Origin of the sequence: Alkalihalobacillus pseudalcaliphilus (assembly GCF_028610675.1) — a bacterium.
Lineage (GTDB): Bacteria > Bacillota > Bacilli > Bacillales > Bacillaceae_D > Alkalihalobacillus > Alkalihalobacillus pseudalcaliphilus.
Genome location: NZ_JAQQWS010000005.1, coordinates 205,486 through 231,439, shown reverse-complemented (window position 1 = coordinate 231,439; position 25,954 = coordinate 205,486). Strand labels below are relative to the sequence as shown.

Below are 25,954 nucleotides of genomic sequence, written 5' to 3'. Positions count from 1 at the left end.
TATTAACTTTGAGCATGTTTGTTCATTTGTTGGATAGCAGCCTTTTCTAGTCTTGAAACTTGCGCTTGGGAAATGCCAATTTCATCTGCTACTTCCATTTGTGTTTTACCTTGATAAAAACGCATATTTAATATCATTTTCTCTCTGTCGTTTAAACGTACCATCGCCTCTTTTAAGGCAATTTCTTCGACCCAATTAATGTCTTTATTACGTTCGTCACTGATTTGATCCATCACAAAAATCGGATCGCCACCATCATTATAAATCGGTTCAAAGAGAGATACTGGATCTTGAATGGCATCTAAGGCAAAAACGACATCTTCCTTTGGCACTTCTAATATTTTGGCTATTTCTTGAACAGTTGGTTCTTTTTCTCGTTTCTTTTCAGCCATCAATTGATCACGTACTTGCAAAGCTTTATAGGCAATATCTCGTAACGAGCGAGAAACACGAATCGGATTATTATCTCGTAAATAGCGACGAATTTCTCCGATAATCATCGGAACGGCATAGGTTGAGAACTTGACATTCTGACCTAAATCAAAATTATCAATTGATTTCATTAAGCCAATACAACCAACTTGAAATAAATCATCAACAAATTCACCGCGATTGTTAAAGCGTTGAATCACACTTAAGACTAACCTCAAATTACCATTTACGAGTTTCTCTCTTGCACTATAATCACCTGCTTGTAGCTCAACAAACAATTCACGCATTTCTGAGTTTTTTAATACTGGTAACTTTGATGTATCTACACCGCATATTTCAACTTTATTTCGTGTCACTTCTTCTTACCCTCCTGACTCGGGAGATGATGTCAAAATAAGTATCTCCTCAGCAGGAAAAAATATGCACAGCTTCATTCCCTTTTTTACACATAATTTGGAAGAAGCTATGCTATGACAATAACGAAACGTCGTAATTATTTTTTTGTATGAAAGTTACTTAGGAGCGATGGGTTGTGCCTTGACGTTAGCTGGTCATCCATCTTACGATAGATGACCTAAGCGGGAGACTGCTCCCTTTTTTGTGCGTGCGACTCCTAATGGTGATGGAGTTGTATGAAGGGCCAAATGTTTAAGATGTCGCCACTTCTTTTATCTTTGTAGGTGGCGAAGTGAATGGGGCTACGCCATGTGGGTTTTGTATGGAAGTTAGTGCGAACATGGAGCGTTACTCGTCGCTACCGAAAATTATGCTCCGAGACAGTTGAGTGGCACTCAGTTAACCAGTGCAACCTAAGGTCTCAACTTTGACACTATGTCTCACAGGAGTTCTTCACTTATTGGTTGTAGTTATAGATGACATGCTGTGTTCATCATAGTAATAGACCGATTTACACCATTTTGTTAAATTCCTTTTGTAGTCGTTTAATAATTCGTTTTTCTAGTCGAGAAATATAGGATTGTGAGATACCTAACATATCCGCCACATCTTTCTGTGTTTTTTCTTCATCACCCGCAAGACCAAATCGAAGCTCCATGATTTGTTTTTCTCGCTCATTCAGTGTGTGTAAGGCTTTAACAAGTAACTTCCTGTCTACTTTGTCTTCAATTCCTTTTGTAATGATGTCTTCCTCTGTTCCTAGGACATCGGAAAGTAATAATTCATTGCCATCCCAATCAATATTTAGTGGCTCATCAAAAGATACTTCGGAACGAGTTTTATTATTTCTTCGTAAATACATAAGAATTTCATTTTCAATACATCTCGAAGCATACGTAGCTAATTTAATTTTTTTTTCTGGATTAAATGTATTGACGGCTTTGATTAAACCGATTGTACCGATACTAATTAAATCTTCGATATTGATTCCTGTATTCTCAAACTTCCTTGCAATGTAAACGACCAGTCTGAGGTTTCGTTCAATTAGTACTGAACGGACGGCTTTGTCACCACTAGGCAACTTCTGCAGGAGATGTGCTTCCTCTTCTTTTGTTAATGGAGGTGGCAAAGCTTCACTACCACCTATGTAATATATTTCATCGGATTTCATTCCGAGACGGTGCATGATTTTATACCAAAAAAGTGTAAGTCTTAATTTCATCTTTTTCATATTGTTCCTCCTTTTATCATTGGGCTACCTTTTCTACAACGGGACCTTGCACAAGTTTTGGGTGAATAATACTTCTAAAATGCTGTTCTGCTGATAAAGCCCCTTCTTGGATTCCAACCAATACTTTTTTTGTTTCAAATAATTGATTTTGACAAATGATTTCAACCTGATCAGGCTTCAGAGCAGTCAAAAACGGATTCCCCTGTCCTACTGCTCGATAAGGTATAATTCTCACCCTATCCATTAGTTCTTCTGTTTCTGGTAAGAGATCCTCTACACTTTCACCTATCTTTAACAGTTGACCAATGACTTCCTCTCCATATACATCTCGTAATATACGAGCTTCTACAATTAATACTGGCCATTTCGTAATTGGACAAACTAATTGATTACCAGTATCAACCAACCCTTTCATTTCTACTTTTTGTCCATTTAATATAATTCGAACCATAGCAATTTGTTCTGATTGAAACTTCCTTGTTTCGATCATGTCAAAATTTTGCTTGGCGAAATACCAAACAAGCGGAAAGCCTAATAGGACAAATACCCAACTAATTGTACTTCCCATATAAATGCCACTAGGAAGAGCAAATTGCGAAAGGATGTCCACTTCCGTTTGCCAAAAAAAGTGAAGAGCAAATAAAGCACCGCCGGTCATAAATGTAACAAAGTAAAAACCGAATAAATGCCTCATAAAATAACGTAATCGTTGATAACCAAAAGCAATCCACACAATGAGTGCCGAATACGATAATTTAAACCATGGCATATGGACGATGTCTGCTAGCGATGTAAACATGAGAATAACAATAAACGATGCTACTATACTGGCCATGATAAATCGTAAATGCTTAAAAGGACTTTTTAATAAGATGGCTGTTAGTGCAATGAGTAAATAATCAATGAATAGGTTTAATAGCCAAATGAGGTCAAGATAAATCGTCATATTTGACTCCCTCACTCATAGTTTTTATTAGTATAAAACTTTCACAAGGCTATGTCTGTCACTTCATGACGACTTTTTACTTGTTATTTTGAAAGATAATTGCTTTTTCTGTCTAAATATTTTTTGAGGAAATGATATGGAAAATAAAAGGGGGAGTTAAGGGCAAGAGTTTGTGCCTTGAAGTTAGTTGGTCATCCACCTTGCGATAAATGACTTAATAGGACATTGCTCCCTTTTTGTGCATGCGACTCCTAGTGGAAATGGAGTTGTATGAAGGACCAACTGTTTAAAGTGCCACCACTACTTTCACCTTTTTTTGTGGTGAAGTGAATGTAGGTTCTGCATACTCGGGGTTCCTTCCTTTTTTTCTGCCCGCAACCCCGTGATTCTACGTTTGCTCGGGCTTCTTATCGCTTTTTCTGCTCGCAACCCCGTGATTCCACGTTTGCTCGGGCTTCCTTTCGCTTTTTCTGCCCGCAACCCCGTGATTCCACGTTTGCTCGGGCTTCCTTTCGCTTTTTCTGCCCGCAAACCCGTGATTCGGCTTTTGCTCGGGCTTCCTTTCGCTTTTTCTGCTCGTAACCCCGTGATTCCACGTTTGCTCGGGCTTCCTATCGCTTTTTCTGCTCGCAACCCCGTGATTCTACGTTTGCTCGGGCTTCCTTTCGCTTTTTCTGCCCGCAAACCCGTGATTCCACGTTTGCTCTGGCTTCCTTTCGCTTTTTCTGCTCGCAACCCCGTGATTCGGCTTTTGCTCGGGCTTGCTATCCCTTCTTTTAGCCTCATCCCGCGCATGAAAAACCCCCTATGAAACTTCCATAAGGGGTTGTTGGTTGTTGGTTATTAGCGATTGCGGTTTCTGCGATTTCTTAGAAATGTTGGAATATCTAAGGTATCAAGTTGCTCATCACTATTTTGATTCTTTTGTGGTTGGGACTGTGAGTAACGTGGTTCTTTTTGAACCTGTGGTTCCTCTTGCTTAGCTTTAGGTTTGTTCATTTTTTGTGAAGAACTTGGACGGTGTTGAACTTGGTTCTCCCCATCCTCAAAACCTGTCGCAATAACTGTAACAACAATTTCATCTTTTAAGTTTTCATTAATAACAGAACCAAAGATCATATTAACTTCAGAATCAGATGCAGCTGAGACAATTTCAGCAGCCTCATGTACTTCATATAAACTTAAATTTGAACCACCGGTAATGTTCATGAGTACACCTTGTGCTCCATCAACAGATGTTTCAAGTAACGGACTTGAAATGGCTTTTTTCGCCGCTTCTGCCGCTCTGTTTTCACCTGTAGCAATCCCGATCCCCATGAGAGCAGAACCTTTTTCACTCATAATTGTTTTAACATCCGCAAAATCAAGGTTAATTAAACCAGGTACAGCAATTAAATCCGAGATACCTTGTACACCTTGTCTCAATACATTATCCGCTTCACGAAACGCTTCTAACATTGGTGTATTTTTATCGACAATTTCCAATAAACGATCATTAGGAATAACAATCAATGTATCTACTTTTTCTTTTAAAGCTTCAATACCTGCAGCTGCTTGAGTTTGGCGCTTACGTCCTTCGAAGGTGAATGGTCTTGTCACAACTCCTACCGTTAAAGCTCCTAGCTCTTTAGCAACTTCAGCAATGACTGGAGCTGCGCCTGTACCAGTACCTCCGCCCATTCCTGCTGTAATAAAGACCATATCTGAGCCTTGTAAGACTTCTTCTAATTGCTCGCGACTCTCTTCAGCTGCCTTTTTTCCGATTTCTGGATTGGCTCCTGCACCAAGTCCTCTCGTTAATTTACCACCTAATTGTAATTTTGCTTCTGCTTTTGAAAGGTGAAGAGCCTGAGCATCTGTATTTACTGCAATAAAATCAACACCTTGTAAACCATTCTCAATCATTCGATTGACGGCGTTACTTCCTCCGCCACCAACACCAATAACTTTAATTTGTGCTAATTGATCCATATCCATTTCAAACTCTAACATGTGAGGTCCTCCTAATCAGACTAACATTGACTTCTATTCAAAAAATACTTTAAAGAAATTCTTCACTTTTGCTTTTGGTTTTTCACTTTTTGCTTCTTTATTTTTTACCTTTTTCGCTGTCTGCGGCTCAAACTCTTCATCATACGATGAGTCGCCTTCTGAATCAGAAACTGCTGCTGCTACTTCCTTGCCTTGAACTTTCACATTTTTATAAGCAAATTGGATTAATCCAATACTTGTTGTATATTGCGATTCACGAACACCAATATAATCTGGAATCGCAATGCGGATATTACCCTCCAATAGCTCTCGTGCCAATTCTAATATTCCAGGAATCATAGCAGTACCACCCGTTAAGACATAACCGCCTGGGAAGTCTTTATAACCTAACTTCATTAACTCACGATAAATCAATTCAAACATTTCTTCAATTCTAGGCTCTATTATATGAGCTAATTCGAATTGATTAAAATTCTGAGCTTCATTTGAACCAATTACCGAAATAGTGAACGTTTCTTCTTCAGAAGCTTCGTCGATATAAGCATGTCCATACTTGGTTTTAATTCGCTCTGCTTCTTCAGTTGATGTGCGCAATCCAACAGCAATATCGTTGGTAATATGGTCACCACCTATTGGTAGGACAGTCGTTGCTTGTAATGAACCTTGTTCAAAAACTGAGATTGTAACAGAGCCACCACCAATATCAATTAAGCAAACACCTAAACCTTTTTCATCTTTTGATACAGCTACTGAACCAGCAGCTAATGGTTGTAAACATACATCGGCTATTTGTAACCCAGCTCTTTCCACACAACGAAGTAAATTATGTAAAATTGTCTTAGAACCCGTAATAATTGTCCCTTCCATTTCAAGTCTAACACCAATCATTCCACGAGGGTCATTAATTTCATCCAAACCATCAACAATAAATTGCTGTGGAATGACATCAATAATCTCTCTTTCTGGTGGAATAGATATCACTTGGGCTGCATCAATGACACGGGCAATATCTTCGTTTCCTATCTCGCGGTCAGGGCTTGAAACAGCCACTACCCCGTGACACGGCTGTAATTGAATATGATTCCCATTAATACCTACAACTACTTGTTTAATAGATAATCCAACCATTCTTTCAGCTTGTTCAACTGCTCGCTTAATCGATTGAACCGTCTCATCTATATCTACAATAGCACCTTTTTTTATGCCATTAGAAGGCGTTGTACCAACCCCAATAATATTAATGGTTCTATTCGAGATTTCTCCAATGATCACTCTGACATTGGATGTACCGATGTCTAAACTTACATAAATTTCACTGTTGTTCATTCTGTGGCACCTCCTTAATAAATGAACTAAATTCAACATTTAAGTCCTTCGTATTCTTTCTCCGTTAAAAAGCGACTTAATGATCAATCTATGAATGACTTTAATCTAACAAAATATAAATATTAAAAAAGATTAATTATTAATCATATTCAACATAAAGGCGCCTTTTTCCTTTTAAAAACCTAGTAAATCCGTAAAAACTTTAATCTTTAATCATACTGAACTTTTATTTTTACCTTTTTCTCTTTTAGCCCGCCATTTTGATAAGAGTTCACGACGTATAACCGCCATATTTTGAAATAAGCGAACGCCAAAAGCAAAAACAGCTGCTAAATATAAGTCTACACCAAGATGAACCCCTAGAAAAGCTAAACCTGCTGCTAATAAAATATTAAAAAAGAAACCTGATAAAAATACACCTTCATTAAAGCTATTTTGTAAATGTGCCCTTATCCCCCCAAAAAGTGTGTCAAAAGCCGCAAGAACAGCGATAGATAAATAACTTGAATACTCAGCAGGTACTCGAAATTCTGTTAAGAGCCCAAGGGCCACACCTATAATTAGTCCTAAAATCGGCAACCACATTACCTTTAATCCCCCTTTGTCTCTTCCATAAAACGTACTCTTGGAATTTGCTCATATGACGGTAGCGTCATATTCTCTTCCATTTGGAATGTTAAAGCATAACCAAAAGCTTCAAACTCCTCTACAGAAGCAGACACTAAAAGCTCATTATGTAGCTTTTCAGGGTCATCGCTAATTACAAAAATATCTAAAGGTAATGGCTGCACTCTTTTATAATTTAATTGTGGTACTCCATTGACGTCTCGAAAAGCAGAGGTAGTCAAAACTCTTTCCGTTCCGACAGCTATTTCACTTCCCCCAAAACTTCTCACTTCGTTTAATAGAAATCGAAATAACTCTACTGGAGGAGTAAAATCATCAACTTGTAAAAATTCTTCATCCACAAGTGATTCAATCCGGATAATAACACCATCTCCATTTATTTCGGATAAGCTCGCTATTTCCTTAAGTTCATTTATTTGATTTTCTAATACACCAGAAACATTGTCACGATTTGTTAACGTTTCTTCATATTCAACGGCCAATTGATTTAATTTATCAATTTCGTTCGATAATTGGATGCGCCTGTCTTGAGATTGCTTCAACTGCTCTCTAAGCTCACGAACATCCCGAGTATCACGAACTTGGACTTCTTCTTCGCTTTCTTGAAGTGATTGAAATTGGATGGCAATCATAATACCAATAACAAAAGAGACAAGTGTCAATATCCATATATTTTTCAACTTACTTACCCTCCTCTTTCAGATAAGTAAGAATTAAACTCAATATGATTTTGCTTTTGAGTTCTAACCGTTATGCCGTCATTAACGAGTTGTTCCAAAACACCACCATGGATCTCAATCGAAGCTAGTAAAGTATCCGGTTCCCCTATCGCAGAAATTGTAAAAGGAGCTGTTGAAACATGTCCATCTACGAGGATAACGGGCCCTACACATTTTATATAAGATTGATTCGTTAATCGATATCCATTTATTGCAACGGCCTCAGCTTGTGAGACAAATAACTCATCAATCACCTTCTGTACATGCTCCTCATGTACGATGTAATCATTGGGATTTGCATTCGTTGGTAAATACTCCGAATCCTCTAATGATATTTCAATACCCGGACCATGAACAGGAACCGTACCTGCTATTTTTCTTAGTCGTTCAATATCATCAATGAGATTCTTGTTACGAACTTCCTCTTCTTCACTTACATTAGCTAATTGAGACTCTAATTCTCTTATTGAGCTTTGTTTTTCACTAATCTCTTCTTGTAAGCTCATATTAAATTCTTCCGATTCGATAATTTGACTTCTTAAATCGTCTTCATAACGCCATTGTGTTTCATCATGACTTGAAGTGCTTTGTCTTTCACTCGTTATTTGATAACTTAAAGCTACGATAAAACCTGAAACGAACAGTACGAAGGATAGAATAACGTGTTTACCCTTCACCTTCAATTTCTACATCCTCCTCTAAATCAAACTGTTCAAAATATGGACTCATTTTCATATGTAACACACCATTTTGTTCACGATCTATTTCCTGAGCAATAGATGGGTATGGAACCATCCATTCTGAAAAATTATGAATAAAAGACCTTACTTCAATTCCGTCTGTCATATATAAAGTTATTTCGTTTGGCTCGTTATCTCCACCATTGTAGAATACTTGGGAGATTCGCTCACTAATTTGCTCTGGCAATAGTGAAAGCTCAGCGGCAAATTCTGTCAATAACTCTCCTTCATCAAGACCCATAATAATCGGTGCATCAGAAGGATATTCTTGTCGTTCTAATTCATTGAGGAAAAGACCATTTGCCATCATTGGGTAAAACTTATCTTGTTTAAATAAATAAGCTACTCGTGGATGTTCCTCAATATGTAACACGACAGTTGAGGGTAATTGTCTATCAATCGTCGCTCCTTTTATTTCAGGTAACGTTTGTATCGACGCTTCAATTTCCTCTGCATTCAAATTCCAAATGTGGTCCCCTTGTTTGAGCCCACTAGCCTCGATAATTTCTTCTTCAGAGGCAATATAAGACCCCTGAACTTCAATTGTTCGAATTTGGCTTAATGGTGATTGGAAATATACGATTACTAACAATAAAAGAAAGAACATAACTAGAAAGAATAACAGCCGACGATTCGCCTTACGTTTCCGCTGTTCTTTTAACGATGGCATGCGATCTTCCAATGTTACAATTTTGTCGTTCCCCATCGTCACCTCTCCCTCATTGTCTATCATTAAACATCTGTTTAATTATACCATAAAACAGGTACAAATTTATCACATGACTTTAACTTTTTCAGTAAAGAACGCCACTCTACGTAATCTTAAACGATTATTTTCTAAGTATTCCTTTGATATAGTTGATTTGGTCTAATACCTATATCTCAGAATTGCTTTTTCATTAAACTTTACTTCTTACTTCCCTTTAAGAGTAGCTTATTCGTTATGAAGAAACTTATATCCTTCTGTTTCGTTTCAAAGCTTTCTAACAAATCTAGTCAACATTCGACTTCTTTCTTATTTTATCACGTTACGTATTACAAACACATGATCAGAGTATGTGAGATTATCTGAATTGAATCCCTTCGAATGATTCACCCCTCGATAGTTTCACACAATTACCAATCCACACCAATCTTCAACCCTAAACAAATAATAATGATCTACATCCATGAAGTACGATGAATAATCTTCATAAAAAAACTAGAAAACCTGACATATCTAATCAAGTCGTCTAGTTCTTCCTATCATTTGCCCTTAAATTCTTGAATGTTTACTTATATTCAGCAATACTCCCAAGGAAACAAGCATTAATGTCAACGATGAGCCACCATAACTTAATAACGGTAGCGTAATACCAGTTACAGGAATCAACCCTGTTACCACCCCTATGTTAATCATCACTTGTATCGCTAACATCGCAATAATACCAATTGCCAACAAGCTTCCAAACAAATCCTGTGCTCCTAGAGCAATTCGAATGCCCCGCCAAAATATGAAAGCAAACAGTATTATCACAATCGCACCACCGATAAATCCTAATTCTTCAGCAAGAATCGCAAAAATAAAGTCCGTCTGAGGCTCTGGCAAGTAAAAATATTTCTGTCTACTTTCTCCTAACCCCATGCCCATCAAACCACCTGGCCCAATTGCATACAAGGATTGAATAATTTGAAATCCTGACCCCAAGGGATCCTCCCACGGGTCCAAAAATGAAGTAATTCGTTTAATACGGTATGGAGCAGAAGCAATTAAACCAACAAAACCTGCTAACCCAATCAAACCAAGAAGCACAAAATGACTGACCCTTGCACCGACTACAAAGATCATCACTACACACGTGCCAACCATAACCGCCCCCGTCCCTAAATCAGGTTGCAGCATAATCATACCGAAAGCGACCATTACAATACTTAAAGACGGTAGAAGCCCACTCTTAAAAGAGGTGATATGTTTTTGATTTTCCGAAAGAAACTTAGCTAAAAATATGATCATCGCCATCTTCATAAATTCTGACGGTTGAATAGAGAAAGCCCCAATCCCTAGCCAGCTTTGAGCACCCCCCCGCACTAAACCAACCCCAGGAATCAAAACGATAATTAGTAACAGAAAACAAATGATAATCATTATTTTGGCTAACGACTTCCAAGTCCAATAATCAATATTCATAATAAAAATCATGGCAACCAATCCGAGTACCGCAAAAAACAGTTGTCTCTTTAAGAAGAAAGAGGAATCTTCAAACCTGTATTCAGCCCAAGCCGCACTTGCACTATAAACCATGATCATACCAATAATTAATAAAGCAATAATTAATAGTAATAAACTATAATCCGGCGTTCTTTTTTGACTAGCCACTTGACCACCTCACCTGCAACAAATGTCTTACTAAACACTTTATGCGGACAAGTCGTTAAACATGTCATGAAGGTAACTAGTTTAAAAATCGAAAAAAATGAGTAAAGCTTTTGAGCTCTACTCATTCCTTGACCATACGTATGGTTTATATATCTTACTACCCTATTTTCATTACTGCACTCATAAATTCTAGTCCACGTTCTTCAAAGGTCCGATATTGATCCCAACTCGCACATGCCGGTGACAATAAAATCACTTCACCTACTGTAGAATTCTCCCAAGCAAGCGAAACGGCATCATCAACTCGATTAGCCTCATAAATAGTAGCAACTCCTGCTGCTTCAGCTACTTTTTTTAATTTAGTCGCTGTCTCACCGAACGTAATTAACTTACTGACATGTCCAAGTGAAGGGATTAAGGCGTCAAATTCATTTCCTCTATCGAGTCCTCCAGCTAACAGGATAACAGGTGCATCGAATGCTGCCAAAGCTTTTTTTGTTGCTAAAATGTTCGTTGCCTTTGAATCATTATAAAAAGAACGCCCTTCTAATGCACGAACAAACTGCAAACGGTGCTCTACCCCTACAAACGTTTTTAACACATGAATCATTTGTTCTTTTTTGGCTCCAGCAACATAGGAAGCTCCAACCGCTGCGAGGATATTTTCAAGATTATGTGTACCAGGTAAAACAATCTCACTGACATCAAGAAGTTTCTCTGCATTGATATAAAGAGCACCATGATAGACCGATAACCCATTGGCCAATAATGCCTTTTGTGTAAATGGAATCTTTGTAGCATGGAGATTTGTGACCATCTTAGATACTATTGGATCATCTGCATTATAAACAATAAAATCAGAATCCGTTTGATTGGCACCAATGTTTGCTTTAGCGTCTATGTAAGCATCTTTTGAACCATGATAATCAAGATGTGCATCAAAGATATTTAACAGCACAGAAATCTTAGGACGATATGTTGAAATACCCATTAATTGAAAGCTAGAAACCTCCATAACAATTACGTCATCCTCTGTAGCCGTCTCAGCTACCTCACAGGCAACTGTGCCAATATTCCCAGCAATAAGAGGATTTCTAGCACTTTCATTCATCATATGGTGAACCAATGTCGTCGTTGTCGTTTTTCCATTTGACCCAGTAATTGCAATGATCTCGGCTTCGCTAATTAAATATGCTAATTCAATTTCTGTAATTACAAGCAAATCTCTTTTAGCAGCTTCTTGCAATAAAGGGTTCGAATAAGGAATACCCGGGTTTTTGACAATTAACTCATAGCCTTGATCAAGTAATGAAAGAGGGTGAGAGCCACTGATAATTTGAAAGCCTTCCTTATCTAATCTTTGCGCTTGTTCATTTTCCTCTAAAGGTTTAGCATCATTAATGGTCACTTCAGCACCGAGGCGCTGCAACAGACGAGCTGCCGCTTCACCGCTTTTGGCTAATCCCAAAACTAAGACTTTTTTACCTTTCATCCCGTTGTAAGTCTTCATATTATATCCACACCTCAATATAGATTCCTAACAACGCTAATAATAAGCCAACAAACCAAAACGTCACAACGACACGCCACTCGGACCAACCTGACAATTCATAATGATGATGCAGTGGGCTCATCTTAAAAATACGCTTCCCTCTTGTTTTAAATGAAATCACTTGAATGATAACGGATAACGTTTCAATGACAAAGACTCCACCAATAATAATTAAGAGAATTTCGAGCTTCGCCATAATAGCAATCCCGGCAATCGCTCCACCAAGTGCTAAGGAACCTGTATCTCCCATAAACACTTTAGCAGGGTGTGCATTATAGACTAAAAACCCTAATACAGCACCAACGACAGCTGCACTAAATACCGAAATATTAACTTGATCGGCACTCCATGTAATGACAGCAAACGCTCCAAAAGCTATTGCTGCGGTTCCAGCTAGAAGACCATCTAACCCATCTGTCAGATTCACGGCATTGGATGCCCCAACTAACATTACGATAATTAAAGGTAAGTAAAACCAACCAAAGTCAATACTAATAGATGTTGCTGGTATGGTAACCACTGTTGAGAAACCTAGTTGTATAAGTCCAAAATAAAATAAAACGGCTATTAACAATTGACCAAATAACTTTTGTTTTGAGGTCAACCCTAAATTTCTTTTTTTGACGACTTTAATATAATCATCTAAAAACCCTACTAACCCAAACCCTACTGTTACAAATAATAACAATAAGATCTCTTGACTAAAAGATAAGAACCGAATCGAGACAAATAATGTCGCCAGTAATATTGACAGAACAATAACGATTCCACCCATCGTGGGTGTCCCGCTTTTTTTCTGATGCGACTCTGGCCCCTCTTCTCTAATACTTTGCCCGAACTTTAAACGTCTTAAAAACGGGATAAAAACGGGTGATAATAAAACGGCAATAAGAAATGATAAAAGAAGTGATAATAACAACACTAGCTCTAACATTCTATCACCCCTCCTTTCCTTCTTGCTGATAAGCACTTATTAATTCTTCTAGCTTCATTCCACGAGAAGCCTTAAATAATACTACACTACTTTCGTCTGTTAAGGAATAGATTGTATGTGCAGCCTCTTCTTTTTTCTGAAAATAGAAGGCTTGAATGTTTTCATCATAATACGATTTCTGCCACTCATCATACATCCATTTCATTAATTCCCCTACCCAAACAATTGCCGTTATCGGATGTGTAATACTAGATGCAAGCTGACGATGTAGCGTTTCCTCATCTTTTCCAAGCTCATATAAATCTCCAATAACCAAAATTTTCTTTTCAAAGCTTGGCATTTCTTTGATTGTTTCAATAGCCGCTTTCACAGATGTCGGACTAGCATTATAAGCATCATTGATAACAAGCTCACCAAAGGGACCTCTAGTTTTTTCTAATCGCATTCCTGTTATTTGCACGCTCGCCAAACCAGATTGGATTTGTTCTGAATCAAAACCAAGTTCACTGGCCAGTGCAATTGCATAAGCTGCGTTTTTGACATTATGTTTACCGAGAATAGGTAGAAAATAATTGTGACCTTCAAAAGTAAAGGTATAACCATCCTCAGTCATTTTTAAATCCTTGATCGCTGTCGCTAATTTCGAATCAAAGCCAATTAGCTTGGATTGTTCATTCCAATATGGCTTTAACAAAGCCTCATCCGCATCCATATAGACATGACCATCGAGAACTAATCCGGAGATAATTTCCATTTTCGCCTTAGCTATCCCTTCACGTGACCCTAATTGCTCCATATGTGATTCCCCAATATTTGTCACAATTGCTTGATTTGGCTTGGCAATAGTAGAAAGCAATTCAATCTCGCCAAAGCCACTCATACCCATTTCTAATATCAAATACTGACAATCTAATGGCATCGCCAAAATCGTTAATGGTAATCCGATATGATTATTAAAGTTCCCTTGAGTTTTATATGTGACTGCCTCTAAAGAAAGAACAGCTTCAACTAAATCTTTTGTAGTCGTTTTACCATTACTCCCTGTAATCGCAATGACAATTGGATTAACCATCGCTCGATAATTTTCGGCCATTTTTTGTAAAGCCTTTAACGTATCTTCAACCATATATAATTGAAAACCAGGAGGTAACGAGGATGGGAGTGGCTCGTTTTTGTTCCATAATGCTGCTTGTGCACCATTCTCTATCGCTTTATCTATAAATAAGTGACCATTACGGTTGGCAACTAATGGAATGTACAAATCCCCAGCTTTTAATGTTCTCGTATCTATCGAAACAGCACGGAATTGCGTCGCTTGATGATTGAACCGAGTGGAAAGAAAAGGTATGATTGTTGATGGTATCATGTTACTTTCTCTCCTTAATTGCTTCATTCGCTACTTCACGGTCATCAAAGTGAACCGTCTCTTTGGCAAATTGCTGGTAAGTTTCATGTCCTTTTCCTGCAATCACAATAATATCACCAGTTTTAGCACCGGCTATCGCTTGCTTAATCGCCATTTCTCGGTCCACAATCACATGATAATTGTGAGCTTGTAATCCTGTTGTCATATCAGCTAAGATTTGGTGTGGCTCTTCACTTCTAGGGTTATCCGAAGTAAAAATAGCTTCGGTTGAAAATTGTGTAGCAATTGTCGCCATTACTGGACGTTTTAAGCGGTCTCGATCGCCACCACATCCGACCACAACTATAATATCTCCCGTTGCAAAATCTTGTACCGTTTCAAGTACATTTTGTAAGCTATCTGAAGTATGTGCATAGTCGACAACTACAGTAAAATCTTGCTCAACTGTAGCTCTAACCGTTTCAAATCTTCCTGGTATCCCTTTTACTGTAGATAATGACTCAACGATAACATCAATGGAAAGCCCCGCACAATAAGCAGCACTAATTGCCGCTAGTAAATTATACACATTAAACTTACCAATCAAACTAACCTCTAACTCATAACATGTATCTTGGAAAATAAGCTCAAATTTCGTTCCTTTTGCACTTAAACGAATGTCACGAGCAAAAAAATCTGCTTTATGTTTTATACTATACGTCACGATATCTGCACTCGTCATTTTCATCAGTTTTTTGGAAGCAGGATCATCGATATTAAAAATCGCATATTTATCACGATATACATTTCCTAATTGAGCAAATAATAAACCTTTAGCATTCAAATACGCATCCATCGTTTCATGATAATCTAAGTGATCCGGAGTCAGATTCGTAAAAACGCCTATATTAAAATCACAACCATGAACACGACCATAATCCAAAGCATGAGAAGAGACTTCCATAAATGCCACATCAACCTGTTCTTTGACCATTCGATGAAAGGTTTCTTGTAAAGTTATTGACTCTGGTGTCGTATTTTTCGTTTTGACAATTTCTTCTCCCACTTTGGCATACATCGTACCAATGACACCTGTTTTTTTCTGTGCCGCTTTAAAAATATGCTCTAAGATTAATGTTGTTGATGTTTTTCCGTTCGTTCCAGTAATACCAATCAACGGGAACTTTTCAGTTGGATATTCATAAAAATGACTCGCCAACTTAGCCATCGTTCTTTTTGTATCTTTTACTACGATTACAGGCACATCTAAAGAGAGCGCTTTTTCAGCCAAAACGGCAACTGCCCCATTTTCAATAGCGCTTAGGGCAAAGTCGTGACCGTCTACTGTATATCCCTCGATACAAATAAAGAATGTATTTTCTCTCACTTCACGACTGTCCATTGTTATATGCTCAACTACTGGATCCTCTTTTAAGTCGACATCTATAAATGGTACTACTTTCATAAGCTCTGATAATTTCATCATTGATTAACACTCCGTTCATCCACTACATGGTAGGAGTAGAGATTTAAAAGTATCATCTCTACTCTTTTCCTATTACATTCCCTTTTTCTATTAGGAACACACATAGAATTATTTTAGACGTTTCATTGCTTTTTGTCACCCATATAAAGTCGGATTGTCGAACCTGACTGAACTTTTTCTCCTGGCTTTGGTGATTGTGTCACGACGTATTTCCCTTCACCAGATGTATTAATTTGTAATTCATAATAAGAATCATGAATTTCTCTTCGCGTTCGCCCTAGCATGTCCGGCACTTCAACGAGTGGTTCATCTGGCCACGTTAATTCTTTTTCAATTTGGTTTTCCCTTTTTTCAACGCCTAGTGCGCGTAAGCTATCACCAATAATTGTTCCGACAATCGGAGCGGCTACTTGACCACCGTACTGAATCGTATCTTTAGGATTATCAATAGCCACATAAACAACAATCTCTGGATCATCAGCCGGAGCAAAACCGATAAAAGATAAGATGTAGTTATTTTCTAAATACCGACCATCCTTTGCTTTTTGTGCCGTCCCTGTTTTCCCACCGACTCGATAGCCATCAACAAATGCTTTTTTTCCGGAACCTTGTGCCACAACATTTTCAAGGGCAAATCGCACTTGTTCAGACGTGTCTTCCGAGATGATTTGTCTTTTCATAACGGGTGTATGACTATTGACCACTTCTCCTGTAACCGAGTCCAGCCATTCTTTGGCCAAATAAGGTTCATAGATATACCCTCCATTAACCGCTGCCGATACAGCCACGACTTGTTGGATAGGGGTCACAGCCACTCCTTGTCCAAATGATGTTGTCGCAAGCTCTAACGGCCCTACTCGGTCACGGTTAAATAGTATTCCCGTACCTTCTCCTTGTAAATCTATCCCTGTTTTCGTTCCAAAACCAAAGTCTTCAATATAATCAAATAGTCGATCCTTTCCTAGTCTCTCTCCTAAAACAACAAAGCCTGGGTTACATGAATTCTGAACCACTTCTAAAAAAGTTTGAGAGCCATGCCCACCTTTTTTCCAACATCTTAAATTATGTCCAGCTACTTTAATGTAGCCGGGATCATAAAAGTTATCCTTTAATAAATCAACCTCTTTTTCTTCCAAAGCAGCCGCTAAGGTGATAATTTTAAAAGTAGACCCAGGTTCATATTGCATCCAAACAGGTTTGTTTTGATTGTAAACAGTCGGATCTACAGCTTGGAATTGTTCAGGATTATAATGAGGTCTACTGCTCATTCCAAGAATTTCTCCTGTTTTAGGATTCATAGCAATTGCAATCGCACCATCCGGGTTATATTTGGCTTCAGCAATATCTAGTTCCCGTTCAATAATCGTTTGAACGCGACTATCAATGGTCAAAACCAAATCCATTCCGTCCGTAGGTGCCTTATATTCATCGGCATGATTAGGCATTCGATTTCCCTTTGCCGTCGCAAAAAAGGAAACATAGCCTTTTTCCCCTTTCAGGTATTCATCATAATAGGACTCTAACCCCGTTAAACCTTGATTATCAATTCCTGCAAATCCAAGAACATGTGACAAATAACTACCAAATGGGTAATGCCTTTTACTATCTTCGGCAATATACACACCAGCTAACCGTAATTCTCTTACTTCATCGGCCTTTTCCTTCGATATTTTTCTTCCTTCTGGGTTAATCTTCACAATAGAAGCATTTTTAGTAACCATTTCAAAGGCTCGTTGCGTATCCATATCAAGAGTGGCCGCCAGTTTTTCCGCTGTATTCTCTGGATCCCTCACTTGTTTTGGAACGACTAAAACCGATGGAGAACTCACATTGGTTGCTAATACAACACCATTAGCATCTAAAATCTCTCCTCGTTTTGCCTCAAAGGGTACATCCCGACTCCACGAATCCTCTGCTAAATCCGTTAACCAATCACCTAATACAAATTGAACATACCCTAAACGAAAGGTAATGATAAAAAAGATAGCCAGTCCAACAAAAAATACGAGTAATAAACGCTTTTTAACGGTTACATTTGAAACACGCACGTAAGTCAACCTCCCGAGTCATTTCTACAAATCGTAAAAAAGATAGCTTGTTTTAGCCTATGCTTTGAACGAAAAAGTAGAACATTCTCGGGAGATACAACGCTTTACCAACTATTCCGTATCTACTCCATCAGAAAGATCCTCTGATTCCGATTCACCAATCGCTTCCCCATTTTCTTCATCCTCTGTTTCCGTGTCCGCTTCATTCATTTCTTCCTCAACTAAATTCTCTTCTTGCTCATATGACTTTAAAGCCAACTCAATCGTAATATAATCACCAGGCACTACACGGTCTCCCTCTGAGACATCTTGCCCTGTGACATACCCTTGCCCAAATAAGTTAGCCGTTATATCTAATACATCTGCTAACCTTAAAACATCACGACTTGACCAATCAACCATATTTGGGATCTCATAGCTGTCGTCATCGGTCCGTAAAAACACTCTTTCACCTTTTAAAAGCCCTTTTTCAATTGCAGGCTCTTGTGAAATCACCTGCTTACCATCACCAAGAATAACTGGCGTAAGCCCTTGTTCCTCTATCACTTTTGCTGCATCCTTCGTCGTCATTCCTGTGAAATCTTCTAATTGATACCCTTTTTTTGTTTCTTGGTTTATTTCTTCTACCGTAGGTACTACATTTAAATATTCCAACCCTTGTTTCATAACCGTCGTAAATATTTTCTGTGCTGGTTGAGCTCCCGTCTCCATTGCTGAAATGGTTGGTCTTTCAACTGCTACATATACGAGTAAACTCGGGTCTTTTTTAGGTGCCATTCCTAAAAAGGAAAAGATGTTTTCGCCATGCCCTTGAATATACCCTGGTCCATTTGGGTTTGGAATTTGGGCCGTCCCTGTTTTCCCAACGACATCAAACCCTTCAATATAATAAGGCTTACCTGTACCTGCTGGGTCAATGACAGCCCCCTCTAATAAGTCAAGCATTTGTGAGGCGGTCTCTTCAGAGATTGGCTCACCTGTCACTTCTGGTTCATTTTTCATAACAACATCATCGGTATTTGGATCAACCATCCGATCAATTACATAGGGCTTCATCATCTTACCACCATTAGCAATCGCTGTAGCTGCTTGAATTTGTTGTATAGGCGTAATCGCTGTACCTTGACCAAATGCAGTCGTTGCTACATCGGTTTGACTTCCTTTAGCAATTAAACTACTTGCTTCATTTGGTAAATCAATGCCTGTTGGTTCAGTTAAACCAAATCGTTCCCAGTACTCATATAACTTATCTGCACCTAATCCTTCTAGTGCGAGTTTTGCCATAGCAACGTTAGAAGAACGATAAAAACCTTCTTCAAATGTGATTTCTCCCCACCCACGACCATAGTTATGGTCACGCACTGGGTCTGGCCCTACTTGAATAGTACCAGATTGATATAATTGATCTTGATTAAATTTCCCTTCCTCAATCGCTGCTGCGACTGTAAACATCTTAACCGTAGAGCCTGGTTCAAAGTGATCGGATACAGCATAATTCATATAATTTGTAATCGACTCATAACGATTAGGATTAAAACTAGGACGATTACTCATCGCCAGGATTTGACCTGTTTTAGGATCGGCAACAATCGCAATCATTCTTTCAGGCTTATATTGTTCATCTACTTCCGTCATGACTTGCTCTAAAGACGTTTGAATATTTGAATCCAGTGTCAAATATACATCTAAACCATCCTCTGCCGGTGTAATAGTTTCAGGTTGATTTAATAACGGTACCCGATTTCGATCTGCTTGATAGTTAAGTTGACCGTCTTGCCCTGACAAATAATCATCTAAACTTCTTTCAAGACCCATTCTTGCTGCTTCCATATTCCTCTCTGTATAGCCAATGATATGAGAAGCATATGTTTGCTTTGGATAATACCTTCTTGGTTCTCTTGTGAAATAAATCCCTTCTAGCTCTAACTCGCGTATCTCCAGCATTTCTTCATACGTTAAGTTACGTGCACCAGCTCCAAGTTCAACTTGAAATTTATCTTGTGATAAAATTCGGGTCAAATTTTGTACATCTTGATTTATGTATGGTGCTAAAGCATCGGCCGTCTCACTCGGGTCTTGCACAAATTCACTTTGATTTTGATTTAATATGGCATAGACTTTATACGAGGTGACTTCTTCCGCCAGAATTCCTCCACCGCGGTCAAAAATCGTCCCTCGTTTTCCTAATAATTCAATGGAGCGACTCCACCTTTCTTCTGCCAGTTCTTCGAGTTCTTGACCGTTAACTTCTTTTGTTACTTGTATGAAGGCAACACGTCCAATAAAAACAAAAAAGATGACAAAGAAAATAATCATTAAGGTAACAGCTCTAACATTGGTTACTGCCCGTTTTATTTCCATCCTCTCACTCCGTCCTTGCTAATTGTTTTGTATGAAAGTTACATATGGGCGATAGGTTGTGCCTTGAAGTTACCTGGTCATCCATCTTGCGTTAGATGACTTAACAGGACATTGCTCCCTGTTTGTTCAGACCGACTCCTGATGTTGATCGAGTTGTAAAAGAGCCAACTGTTTAAAAAGTCGCCACTACTTTCATCTTTGTTGGTGACGAAGTGAACGCTGCTTCGTCATGTGCGCTTTTTATAAATGGTGCTTAAAAACGAACTCTTATATTTGTGTAAAAAAACTAGTTCATGAATGAACTAGTTTTGTGGTTGAACTGGTTTTACTTGGTCTCCTTGGAAAAACATACCTTGTTCTTTCGCTTTTTCAATAATTCTTTCTGGATTACTGTATTCATCAACCGTTAAGCTCAGGCCCGCATTCACTTCTTCTTGTCCACTTATCGTTTGTTCGAGCTGAACGATTTCAGCATTCGTTTGATAAATGCCAATATAATTATGAATGATAAAGGCAGCAAAGAGGAAAATTCCAGCAACGATAAGTCCCATAATCGCTTTTTCACCTTTTGTTATTTTATGTTTAATACGACGTACTACTTTTTTACGTTGAGGTTGTAACGTTTCCTGCTGCTTATGTTGAATATTGCGAGCAACCATACTCATTTTCAGTCCCCCTCACTCTTATTGTTTTTCTGCAATTCTTAGCTTAGCCGAGCGAGAACGATTATTTTCTGCTAATTCACCTTCACTCGGTATAATCGGTTTTCTTGTAATTAGTTTTAATGGTGCTTCGAATCCTTCTGGGATAATTGGTAAACCAGGCGGTAAGTCCGGTCCCTTACTTTTCTCTCTAAAAATCTCTTTACATAATCGATCTTCTAACGAATGAAACGTGATAACAGCAACTCTTCCACCTTTGCTCAATATATCAACCGCATCCTCTAAAGCATCTTCAAACGCTCCAAGCTCATCATTTACTGCAATTCTTATCGCTTGAAAGGTCCGTTTAGCAGGATGGCCACCGGTTCTACGAGCTGGTGCTGGAATCGCTTCTTTAATTAATTCAACAAGTTCCCCTGTTGTTTCTATAGCTTTCTTTGAACGAGCTGCTTCAATCTTTCGAGCAATTTGTTTAGCAAACTTCTCTTCTCCATATCGAGTAATGATTCGAACTAGTTGGTGAAAATCCCATTCATTGACTACCTCAAACGCACTTAGAGCCGCCGTTTGATCCATTCTCATATCTAATTTAGCGTCTTGATGGTAACTAAACCCACGACTTGCATCATCTAGCTGCGGGGATGAAACACCTAAATCAAATAGGATCCCATCAACTTCGGTCACACCTCGATTTTGGAGCTCTTCTTTTATGTAGCGAAAATTTGACTTAATTAATGTGAATTTCCCTTGATAAGCCGCCCAATTCTCCTGTACAAAAGCAAGTGCCTCATCATCTTGATCAAACGCATATAAATGCCCTTGATCATTCAGTTGTTTGACAATTAACTCCGAATGGCCCCCTCTTCCTAACGTACAATCTACATAAATTCCATCTGGTTTGACTTGCAAACCTTTCACTGATTCTTCTTTTAATACTGTTACATGAGTAAACATAGACGACATCTCCTTGCAATCCTCAACCTACAGGTCAAAATCAATAATATTTTCAGCAATCTCACTAAAGGAATCTTCTGACTCGGCAAAATACTCTTCCCAATTTTCCTTTGCCCAAACCTCGACACGATTGGATACACCGATAATCACACATTCCTTTACAAGCTGAGCATAATCTCGCAAAGGTGCAGCAATGTTTATTCTTCCCTGCTTATCTATTTCACATTCTGTTGCCCCCGAAAAGAAAAATCGGGTGAATGCTCGTGCATCTTTTTTAGTAAAAGGTAGCGTCTTTAATTTTTGCTCTAACTTTTCCCATTCCTCTTGTGGGTAGACAAATAAACAGCGGTCGAGCCCCCTTGTGACAACAAAGGACGTACCGAGGTTATCTCGGAATTTGGCCGGTACAATCATCCGTCCCTTTTCATCAATGTTATGGCGATGCTCCCCCATAAACATAGTCGATTCATCTCCCCCCACTTTATAACTCTAATCTACCACATCCCTCCACTTTATACCACTATATAATCATTTTTACACCACAAAAAAAAATCCTGCTTCTTCGCAGGATTTTTCTTTCTCTATCTTTTGACAGGTAAATAATACTTTTTTTTACAGAAAAATCAGTTTATGCTGCGAATCAATCGGGATTTCAAGTTCCATCATTCGACACAAACCAGACTTTCCTACTAGATTTAGTAAAATGAACGGATGAATGACGCGCTCCTGTGGTCGATTTAACGGATATAACCAGCGATTGGCCTCATCAAACTTTGACAATTCCTGCTCATGCTTTTTTTGCAAATGGTTAAGCATCCTTTTTTCGACAAATTCTATTTCTTGGTTAATGAGCTGTAAATTCTTTTCTGCTAATTTACCTAAGGAATAATCAAGCTCTTGAGCTAACTCACGAAGCGGAGCGTGTTTTTGAGAAATCGAACGCTTTACTTCATCGACCGTTAAGGAAACCGGGCGTTTCTCACTTTCATCGATCCACTTTCGCCTCAACTCTTGACCACCCCCATTTAGAAAATCTTCCACTGTATAAGACTTTTCTTGAAGCCAATTTTCCGTCATCTTCGGAACAATAGTCATCATAAGCCTAGGAATGACGGGAGGCATTTTCAAATCAAATAATTCAAAACTCCTCTTTAATGTCGCCCAATATTTAATTTCGCCTGGCCCAGAAATAAAAGCTAACACCGGCAGGATATACTCTTGCATTAAAGGTCTAGTGACAACATTATTACTAAATAAAGAAGGTTGCTTATTTAATAAATCCAAAAGTTCATCCCTTGTAAAACTGTGGTCTAAGTCCTTCAAGTAAAAGTTTCCCTCTACATAATCTAAACGCACCCTTTTCCCTTCAAATTCCATAAAAAGATGGGCATTTTCCTTTTCAGTCATAATTGGTCTTCCATAACCCGCCTCTTCAAACTGACGGGCACCCTCCTGTTGAGCGAACTGAAGCTCATCAACCTGATCAATCAAGCACTCGAAAAAGACCTTTTCCATATTTCTAATTGGATCTTGGTGAGCATCTAATAATACTAAGCCCTCATCAGCAAATAACCAATCTAATAGCTTGGCAAAGAAATCAACCAATGTTTGTGATTCCAAACTAAATTGGTGAACAATCTTCGTTAAGTCTTTTGTATATTCGGTTTCTGGTAACTGGGAAAAAATACGCGTGAGCCACTTGTCTAAACCCCCATGATCTAATGTTACGTTTGACGCTGATTGCATACTTTCATCAATGTCTAGTAACACTTTTTTCCATGTGTGCTTCTCTTGTGAAAACACATATCTAATTTCATCTAAATCATGATCCTCCCCAGCAATCCAAAAGACAGGAACCACCGGAACACCTAACTTTTGTTCCTGCTCTTTTGCCAGCTTAACTGTCGTTAAAGCTTTATAGAAGGTATACATCGGTCCTGTTAACAACCCCGCCTGCTGTCCTCCTACAATAACGACTGCATCGTCTCTTACTAAAGTATGTATACGCTCTAATGATTGGGGAGAGAGATTTAAACGCTCGTGAAATTGCCGCAAAGACGATACTAACGCCTCTCTGTTATATGATCTTGCCCTAATATCTTCTAGGCGCTTTTGATATTTATTCTGTTCATCTATCCCATAATGAAAAAACGATTTAACTTTCGGTTCGCCTTCTATATAATCTTTTAAAAAGCCAGCCTCATTTGAATGGCTTATATCCTTTACTTCCATCCCTCTTTGACGTCCCTTCTACATGAAGTTGCTTATTACTACCAACACAATGATCGATATGATATAAGTTCATTTTCTTTATATTATATACTTCTTATCACCATATAGTAGCAAAGAGAATGAAATCCACCAAATTATCTGCTTATAAAACGGTGAGTTTTTTTCATTCTATGCCCTCCATCCTTTTAACCGATAAAGAAAATTCTATAGAGTACTCCATAACCACTTAATACCACATATAAAAGGAAAAATACGATAAAGTTCATCCTTAATATGCCTCTAAACAGTTTCGAAATCACTAAATCATTGGCTACCCGCCAATAAACCCACGTAAAAATCATCGCAATCAATACGACGGTTAAAGAAATAAACCAAAAAAAGGAACGTGACCATATTTCATAAGAAATAAAATAAACAGATACCACAAACCAAACTGCTGAAAAATCTGAAGCCAAACGAATCGCTCTTTTTTTATTTTTAAAACGCTTTACAGATGTTATGTATATTCCATACCATGCCAAAATTGGTAATGTTGCAAGTGTAGCAAAAAGAAAAGATAAAATTGTTGTCATCACCGAACCTCCTTTAACCAAGATTGTTCTATCCCTTTTGTCAGTCCATAAAGAAAATCTAAGTATGGAGTATGTAACCCTTGCTTTTCTGACTCGTTCACCACATATCCTAATATCGCCTCAAGTTCTGTTTTACGAGCATTCTTCCGATCCGTCAACATCGATGATTCATTCTCAGCGGTTGCCCTGCATACATCCTCTACCTTTTCTAGACCTTCATCAAAATCAAGGCCTAAAACATACGCAGCTTCTTTTACAATTTCATGTAGTAAAAAGCGATAAGAATCATTCGTAAGCAGTTGTCCATTTCTTTCCATAATAAGCATCGATAATGGGTTAATCGCGACATTAACGAGTAGCTTTAAAGAAAGCATCGTTAACCAATCCTTTTGATAAACACTTGTAAATTGCACGTCATTATAGTCTTTAAATAATTCTTGAACGAATCGCCCATTCCCTTCTACATAAAAGGACCAATTTATTCGACCTTCTCCTGTATGTACAACAACAGCATCTGATTCTCTCATTGCACCATGCTCAACTACAGCTAGAGCTACCGTTTCTACTTGTAAACGTTCCATCACTTCCAAATGACCCATTCCATTTTGAATAAACAGAAAGGAATGTACCGACACATTAGCTGGTATCTTTTTTAATACGGTCGCCACCTGATACGATTTCACAGCAATCATTATGCAATCAGCCACACCATCAGTCCATTCATCGATAGGAATTGCAGCAGGGAAATACGTCTCTGTATAACGAGCTTTTCTTTTTAGTTTCAATCCATTTGTATGAATTGCATCGGCTTGTTCTTGCCTATGTGTAATGATCGTTACTTCATGACCTACTTTTGAACTATAAGCAGCAAGTAGCAAACCTATTGAACCTGAACCTACGATGATTATTTTCATTATAATCGTCCCTTGTTTTATTGTTTTTGTGTTTATTTATAATTATAAAGTTCTATTCTTTTAATGAGAAGACTTTTTTTAATATGATTACTATACTTCGTTCGTTACTTTTGTCATATTTTATTACAT

At 38.2% G+C, this 25,954-nt stretch carries 23 protein-coding genes; 1 reads left to right on the top strand and 22 read right to left on the bottom strand.

Going from position 1 to position 25,954, the window contains the following annotated elements; genetic code table 11:
• Positions 1–2: 2 nt before the first annotated feature.
• The 3 genes from sigG to spoIIGA all read right to left on the bottom strand — a co-directional run bounded on the left by sigG (position 3) and on the right by spoIIGA (position 3,005).
• On the bottom strand, positions 3–788 hold the full coding sequence (sigG, locus tag PQ479_RS12970) for an RNA polymerase sporulation sigma factor SigG (RefSeq protein WP_047987788.1): 786 nt from the start codon (positions 786–788) through the stop codon (positions 3–5).
• Positions 789–1,339: 551 nt separating this feature from the next.
• The gene (gene sigE, locus PQ479_RS12965) at positions 1,340–2,059 is read right to left on the bottom strand and encodes an RNA polymerase sporulation sigma factor SigE (protein WP_047987787.1); all 720 of its coding nucleotides are present in this window, start codon (positions 2,057–2,059) and stop codon (positions 1,340–1,342) included.
• A 16-nt stretch (positions 2,060–2,075) separates the two neighbouring features.
• Positions 2,076–3,005, bottom strand: coding sequence for a sigma-E processing peptidase SpoIIGA (spoIIGA, locus tag PQ479_RS12960; protein ID WP_047987786.1), 930 nt, complete (start codon positions 3,003–3,005; stop codon positions 2,076–2,078).
• A 394-nt stretch (positions 3,006–3,399) separates the two neighbouring features.
• Between spoIIGA and PQ479_RS12955 the strand changes: the two genes are divergently transcribed.
• Positions 3,400–3,816, top strand: coding sequence for a hypothetical protein (locus PQ479_RS12955; protein ID WP_273717025.1), 417 nt, complete (start codon positions 3,400–3,402; stop codon positions 3,814–3,816).
• Between the two features lie 32 nt (positions 3,817–3,848).
• Here the strand turns inward: PQ479_RS12955 and ftsZ are convergent, their stop codons facing one another.
• The 19 genes from ftsZ to PQ479_RS12860 all read right to left on the bottom strand — a co-directional run bounded on the left by ftsZ (position 3,849) and on the right by PQ479_RS12860 (position 25,825).
• Entirely contained in the window at positions 3,849–4,997 is a 1,149-nt protein-coding gene (gene ftsZ / locus PQ479_RS12950; protein ID WP_047987784.1) for a cell division protein FtsZ, read from the bottom strand.
• Between the two features lie 33 nt (positions 4,998–5,030).
• Entirely contained in the window at positions 5,031–6,323 is a 1,293-nt protein-coding gene (ftsA, locus tag PQ479_RS12945) for a cell division protein FtsA (protein ID WP_047987783.1), read from the bottom strand.
• A gap of 213 nt (positions 6,324–6,536) precedes the next feature.
• Positions 6,537–6,908, bottom strand: coding sequence for a small basic family protein (locus PQ479_RS12940; RefSeq protein WP_047987782.1), 372 nt, complete (start codon positions 6,906–6,908; stop codon positions 6,537–6,539).
• A gap of 5 nt (positions 6,909–6,913) precedes the next feature.
• Positions 6,914–7,630: a DUF881 domain-containing protein gene (locus tag PQ479_RS12935; protein WP_047987781.1), complete on the bottom strand. Its 717-nt coding sequence runs from the start codon at positions 7,628–7,630 to the stop codon at positions 6,914–6,916.
• 5 nt (positions 7,631–7,635) lie between these two features.
• Positions 7,636–8,346, bottom strand: coding sequence for a DUF881 domain-containing protein (locus tag PQ479_RS12930; RefSeq protein WP_337957105.1), 711 nt, complete (start codon positions 8,344–8,346; stop codon positions 7,636–7,638).
• Positions 8,336–9,115 carry a cell division protein FtsQ/DivIB gene (locus PQ479_RS12925; protein WP_047987779.1) on the bottom strand — a complete coding sequence of 260 codons (780 nt, stop codon included), beginning with the start codon at positions 9,113–9,115 and terminating at the stop codon, positions 8,336–8,338. The genes PQ479_RS12930 and PQ479_RS12925 overlap by 11 nt, the downstream gene beginning before the upstream one ends.
• A 549-nt stretch (positions 9,116–9,664) precedes the next feature.
• On the bottom strand, positions 9,665–10,765 hold the full coding sequence (gene spoVE / locus PQ479_RS12920) for a stage V sporulation protein E (protein ID WP_047987778.1): 1,101 nt from the start codon (positions 10,763–10,765) through the stop codon (positions 9,665–9,667).
• 157 nt (positions 10,766–10,922) lie between these two features.
• Entirely contained in the window at positions 10,923–12,275 is a 1,353-nt protein-coding gene (gene murD / locus PQ479_RS12915) for a UDP-N-acetylmuramoyl-L-alanine--D-glutamate ligase (protein WP_047987777.1), read from the bottom strand.
• A 1-nt stretch (position 12,276) separates the two neighbouring features.
• Positions 12,277–13,251, bottom strand: coding sequence for a phospho-N-acetylmuramoyl-pentapeptide-transferase (gene mraY, locus PQ479_RS12910; protein WP_047987776.1), 975 nt, complete (start codon positions 13,249–13,251; stop codon positions 12,277–12,279).
• A gap of 4 nt (positions 13,252–13,255) precedes the next feature.
• Complete coding sequence (locus tag PQ479_RS12905; protein WP_047987775.1) at positions 13,256–14,617, bottom strand: UDP-N-acetylmuramoyl-tripeptide--D-alanyl-D-alanine ligase; 1,362 nt, start codon at positions 14,615–14,617, stop codon at positions 13,256–13,258.
• Between the two features lies 1 nt (position 14,618).
• Positions 14,619–16,079, bottom strand: coding sequence for a UDP-N-acetylmuramoyl-L-alanyl-D-glutamate--2,6-diaminopimelate ligase (locus tag PQ479_RS12900; protein WP_047988009.1), 1,461 nt, complete (start codon positions 16,077–16,079; stop codon positions 14,619–14,621).
• Positions 16,080–16,204: 125 nt separating this feature from the next.
• Positions 16,205–18,130, bottom strand: a complete 1,926-nt coding sequence (locus PQ479_RS12895) for a stage V sporulation protein D (protein ID WP_047987774.1) — start codon at positions 18,128–18,130, stop codon at positions 16,205–16,207.
• A 111-nt stretch (positions 18,131–18,241) separates the two neighbouring features.
• On the bottom strand, positions 18,242–20,491 hold the full coding sequence (locus PQ479_RS12890; RefSeq protein WP_047987773.1) for a penicillin-binding protein: 2,250 nt from the start codon (positions 20,489–20,491) through the stop codon (positions 18,242–18,244).
• Positions 20,492–20,793: 302 nt separating this feature from the next.
• On the bottom strand, positions 20,794–21,156 hold the full coding sequence (gene ftsL2 / locus PQ479_RS12885; protein WP_047987772.1) for a cell division protein FtsL: 363 nt from the start codon (positions 21,154–21,156) through the stop codon (positions 20,794–20,796).
• An 18-nt stretch (positions 21,157–21,174) separates the two neighbouring features.
• Complete coding sequence (gene rsmH / locus PQ479_RS12880; protein ID WP_047987771.1) at positions 21,175–22,107, bottom strand: 16S rRNA (cytosine(1402)-N(4))-methyltransferase RsmH; 933 nt, start codon at positions 22,105–22,107, stop codon at positions 21,175–21,177.
• A gap of 27 nt (positions 22,108–22,134) precedes the next feature.
• Entirely contained in the window at positions 22,135–22,566 is a 432-nt protein-coding gene (gene mraZ / locus PQ479_RS12875) for a division/cell wall cluster transcriptional repressor MraZ (RefSeq protein ID WP_047987770.1), read from the bottom strand.
• Positions 22,567–22,719: 153 nt separating this feature from the next.
• Positions 22,720–24,339: a bacillithiol biosynthesis cysteine-adding enzyme BshC gene (gene bshC / locus PQ479_RS12870; protein WP_047987769.1), complete on the bottom strand. Its 1,620-nt coding sequence runs from the start codon at positions 24,337–24,339 to the stop codon at positions 22,720–22,722.
• A gap of 185 nt (positions 24,340–24,524) precedes the next feature.
• Positions 24,525–24,911, bottom strand: a complete 387-nt coding sequence (locus PQ479_RS12865) for a DUF3397 domain-containing protein (protein ID WP_047987768.1) — start codon at positions 24,909–24,911, stop codon at positions 24,525–24,527.
• Positions 24,911–25,825 (bottom strand): 2-dehydropantoate 2-reductase, encoded by a 915-nt coding sequence (locus tag PQ479_RS12860; protein WP_047987767.1) that lies wholly within the window; start codon positions 25,823–25,825, stop codon positions 24,911–24,913. The genes PQ479_RS12865 and PQ479_RS12860 overlap by 1 nt, the downstream gene beginning before the upstream one ends.
• Positions 25,826–25,954: the final 129 nt, after the last annotated feature.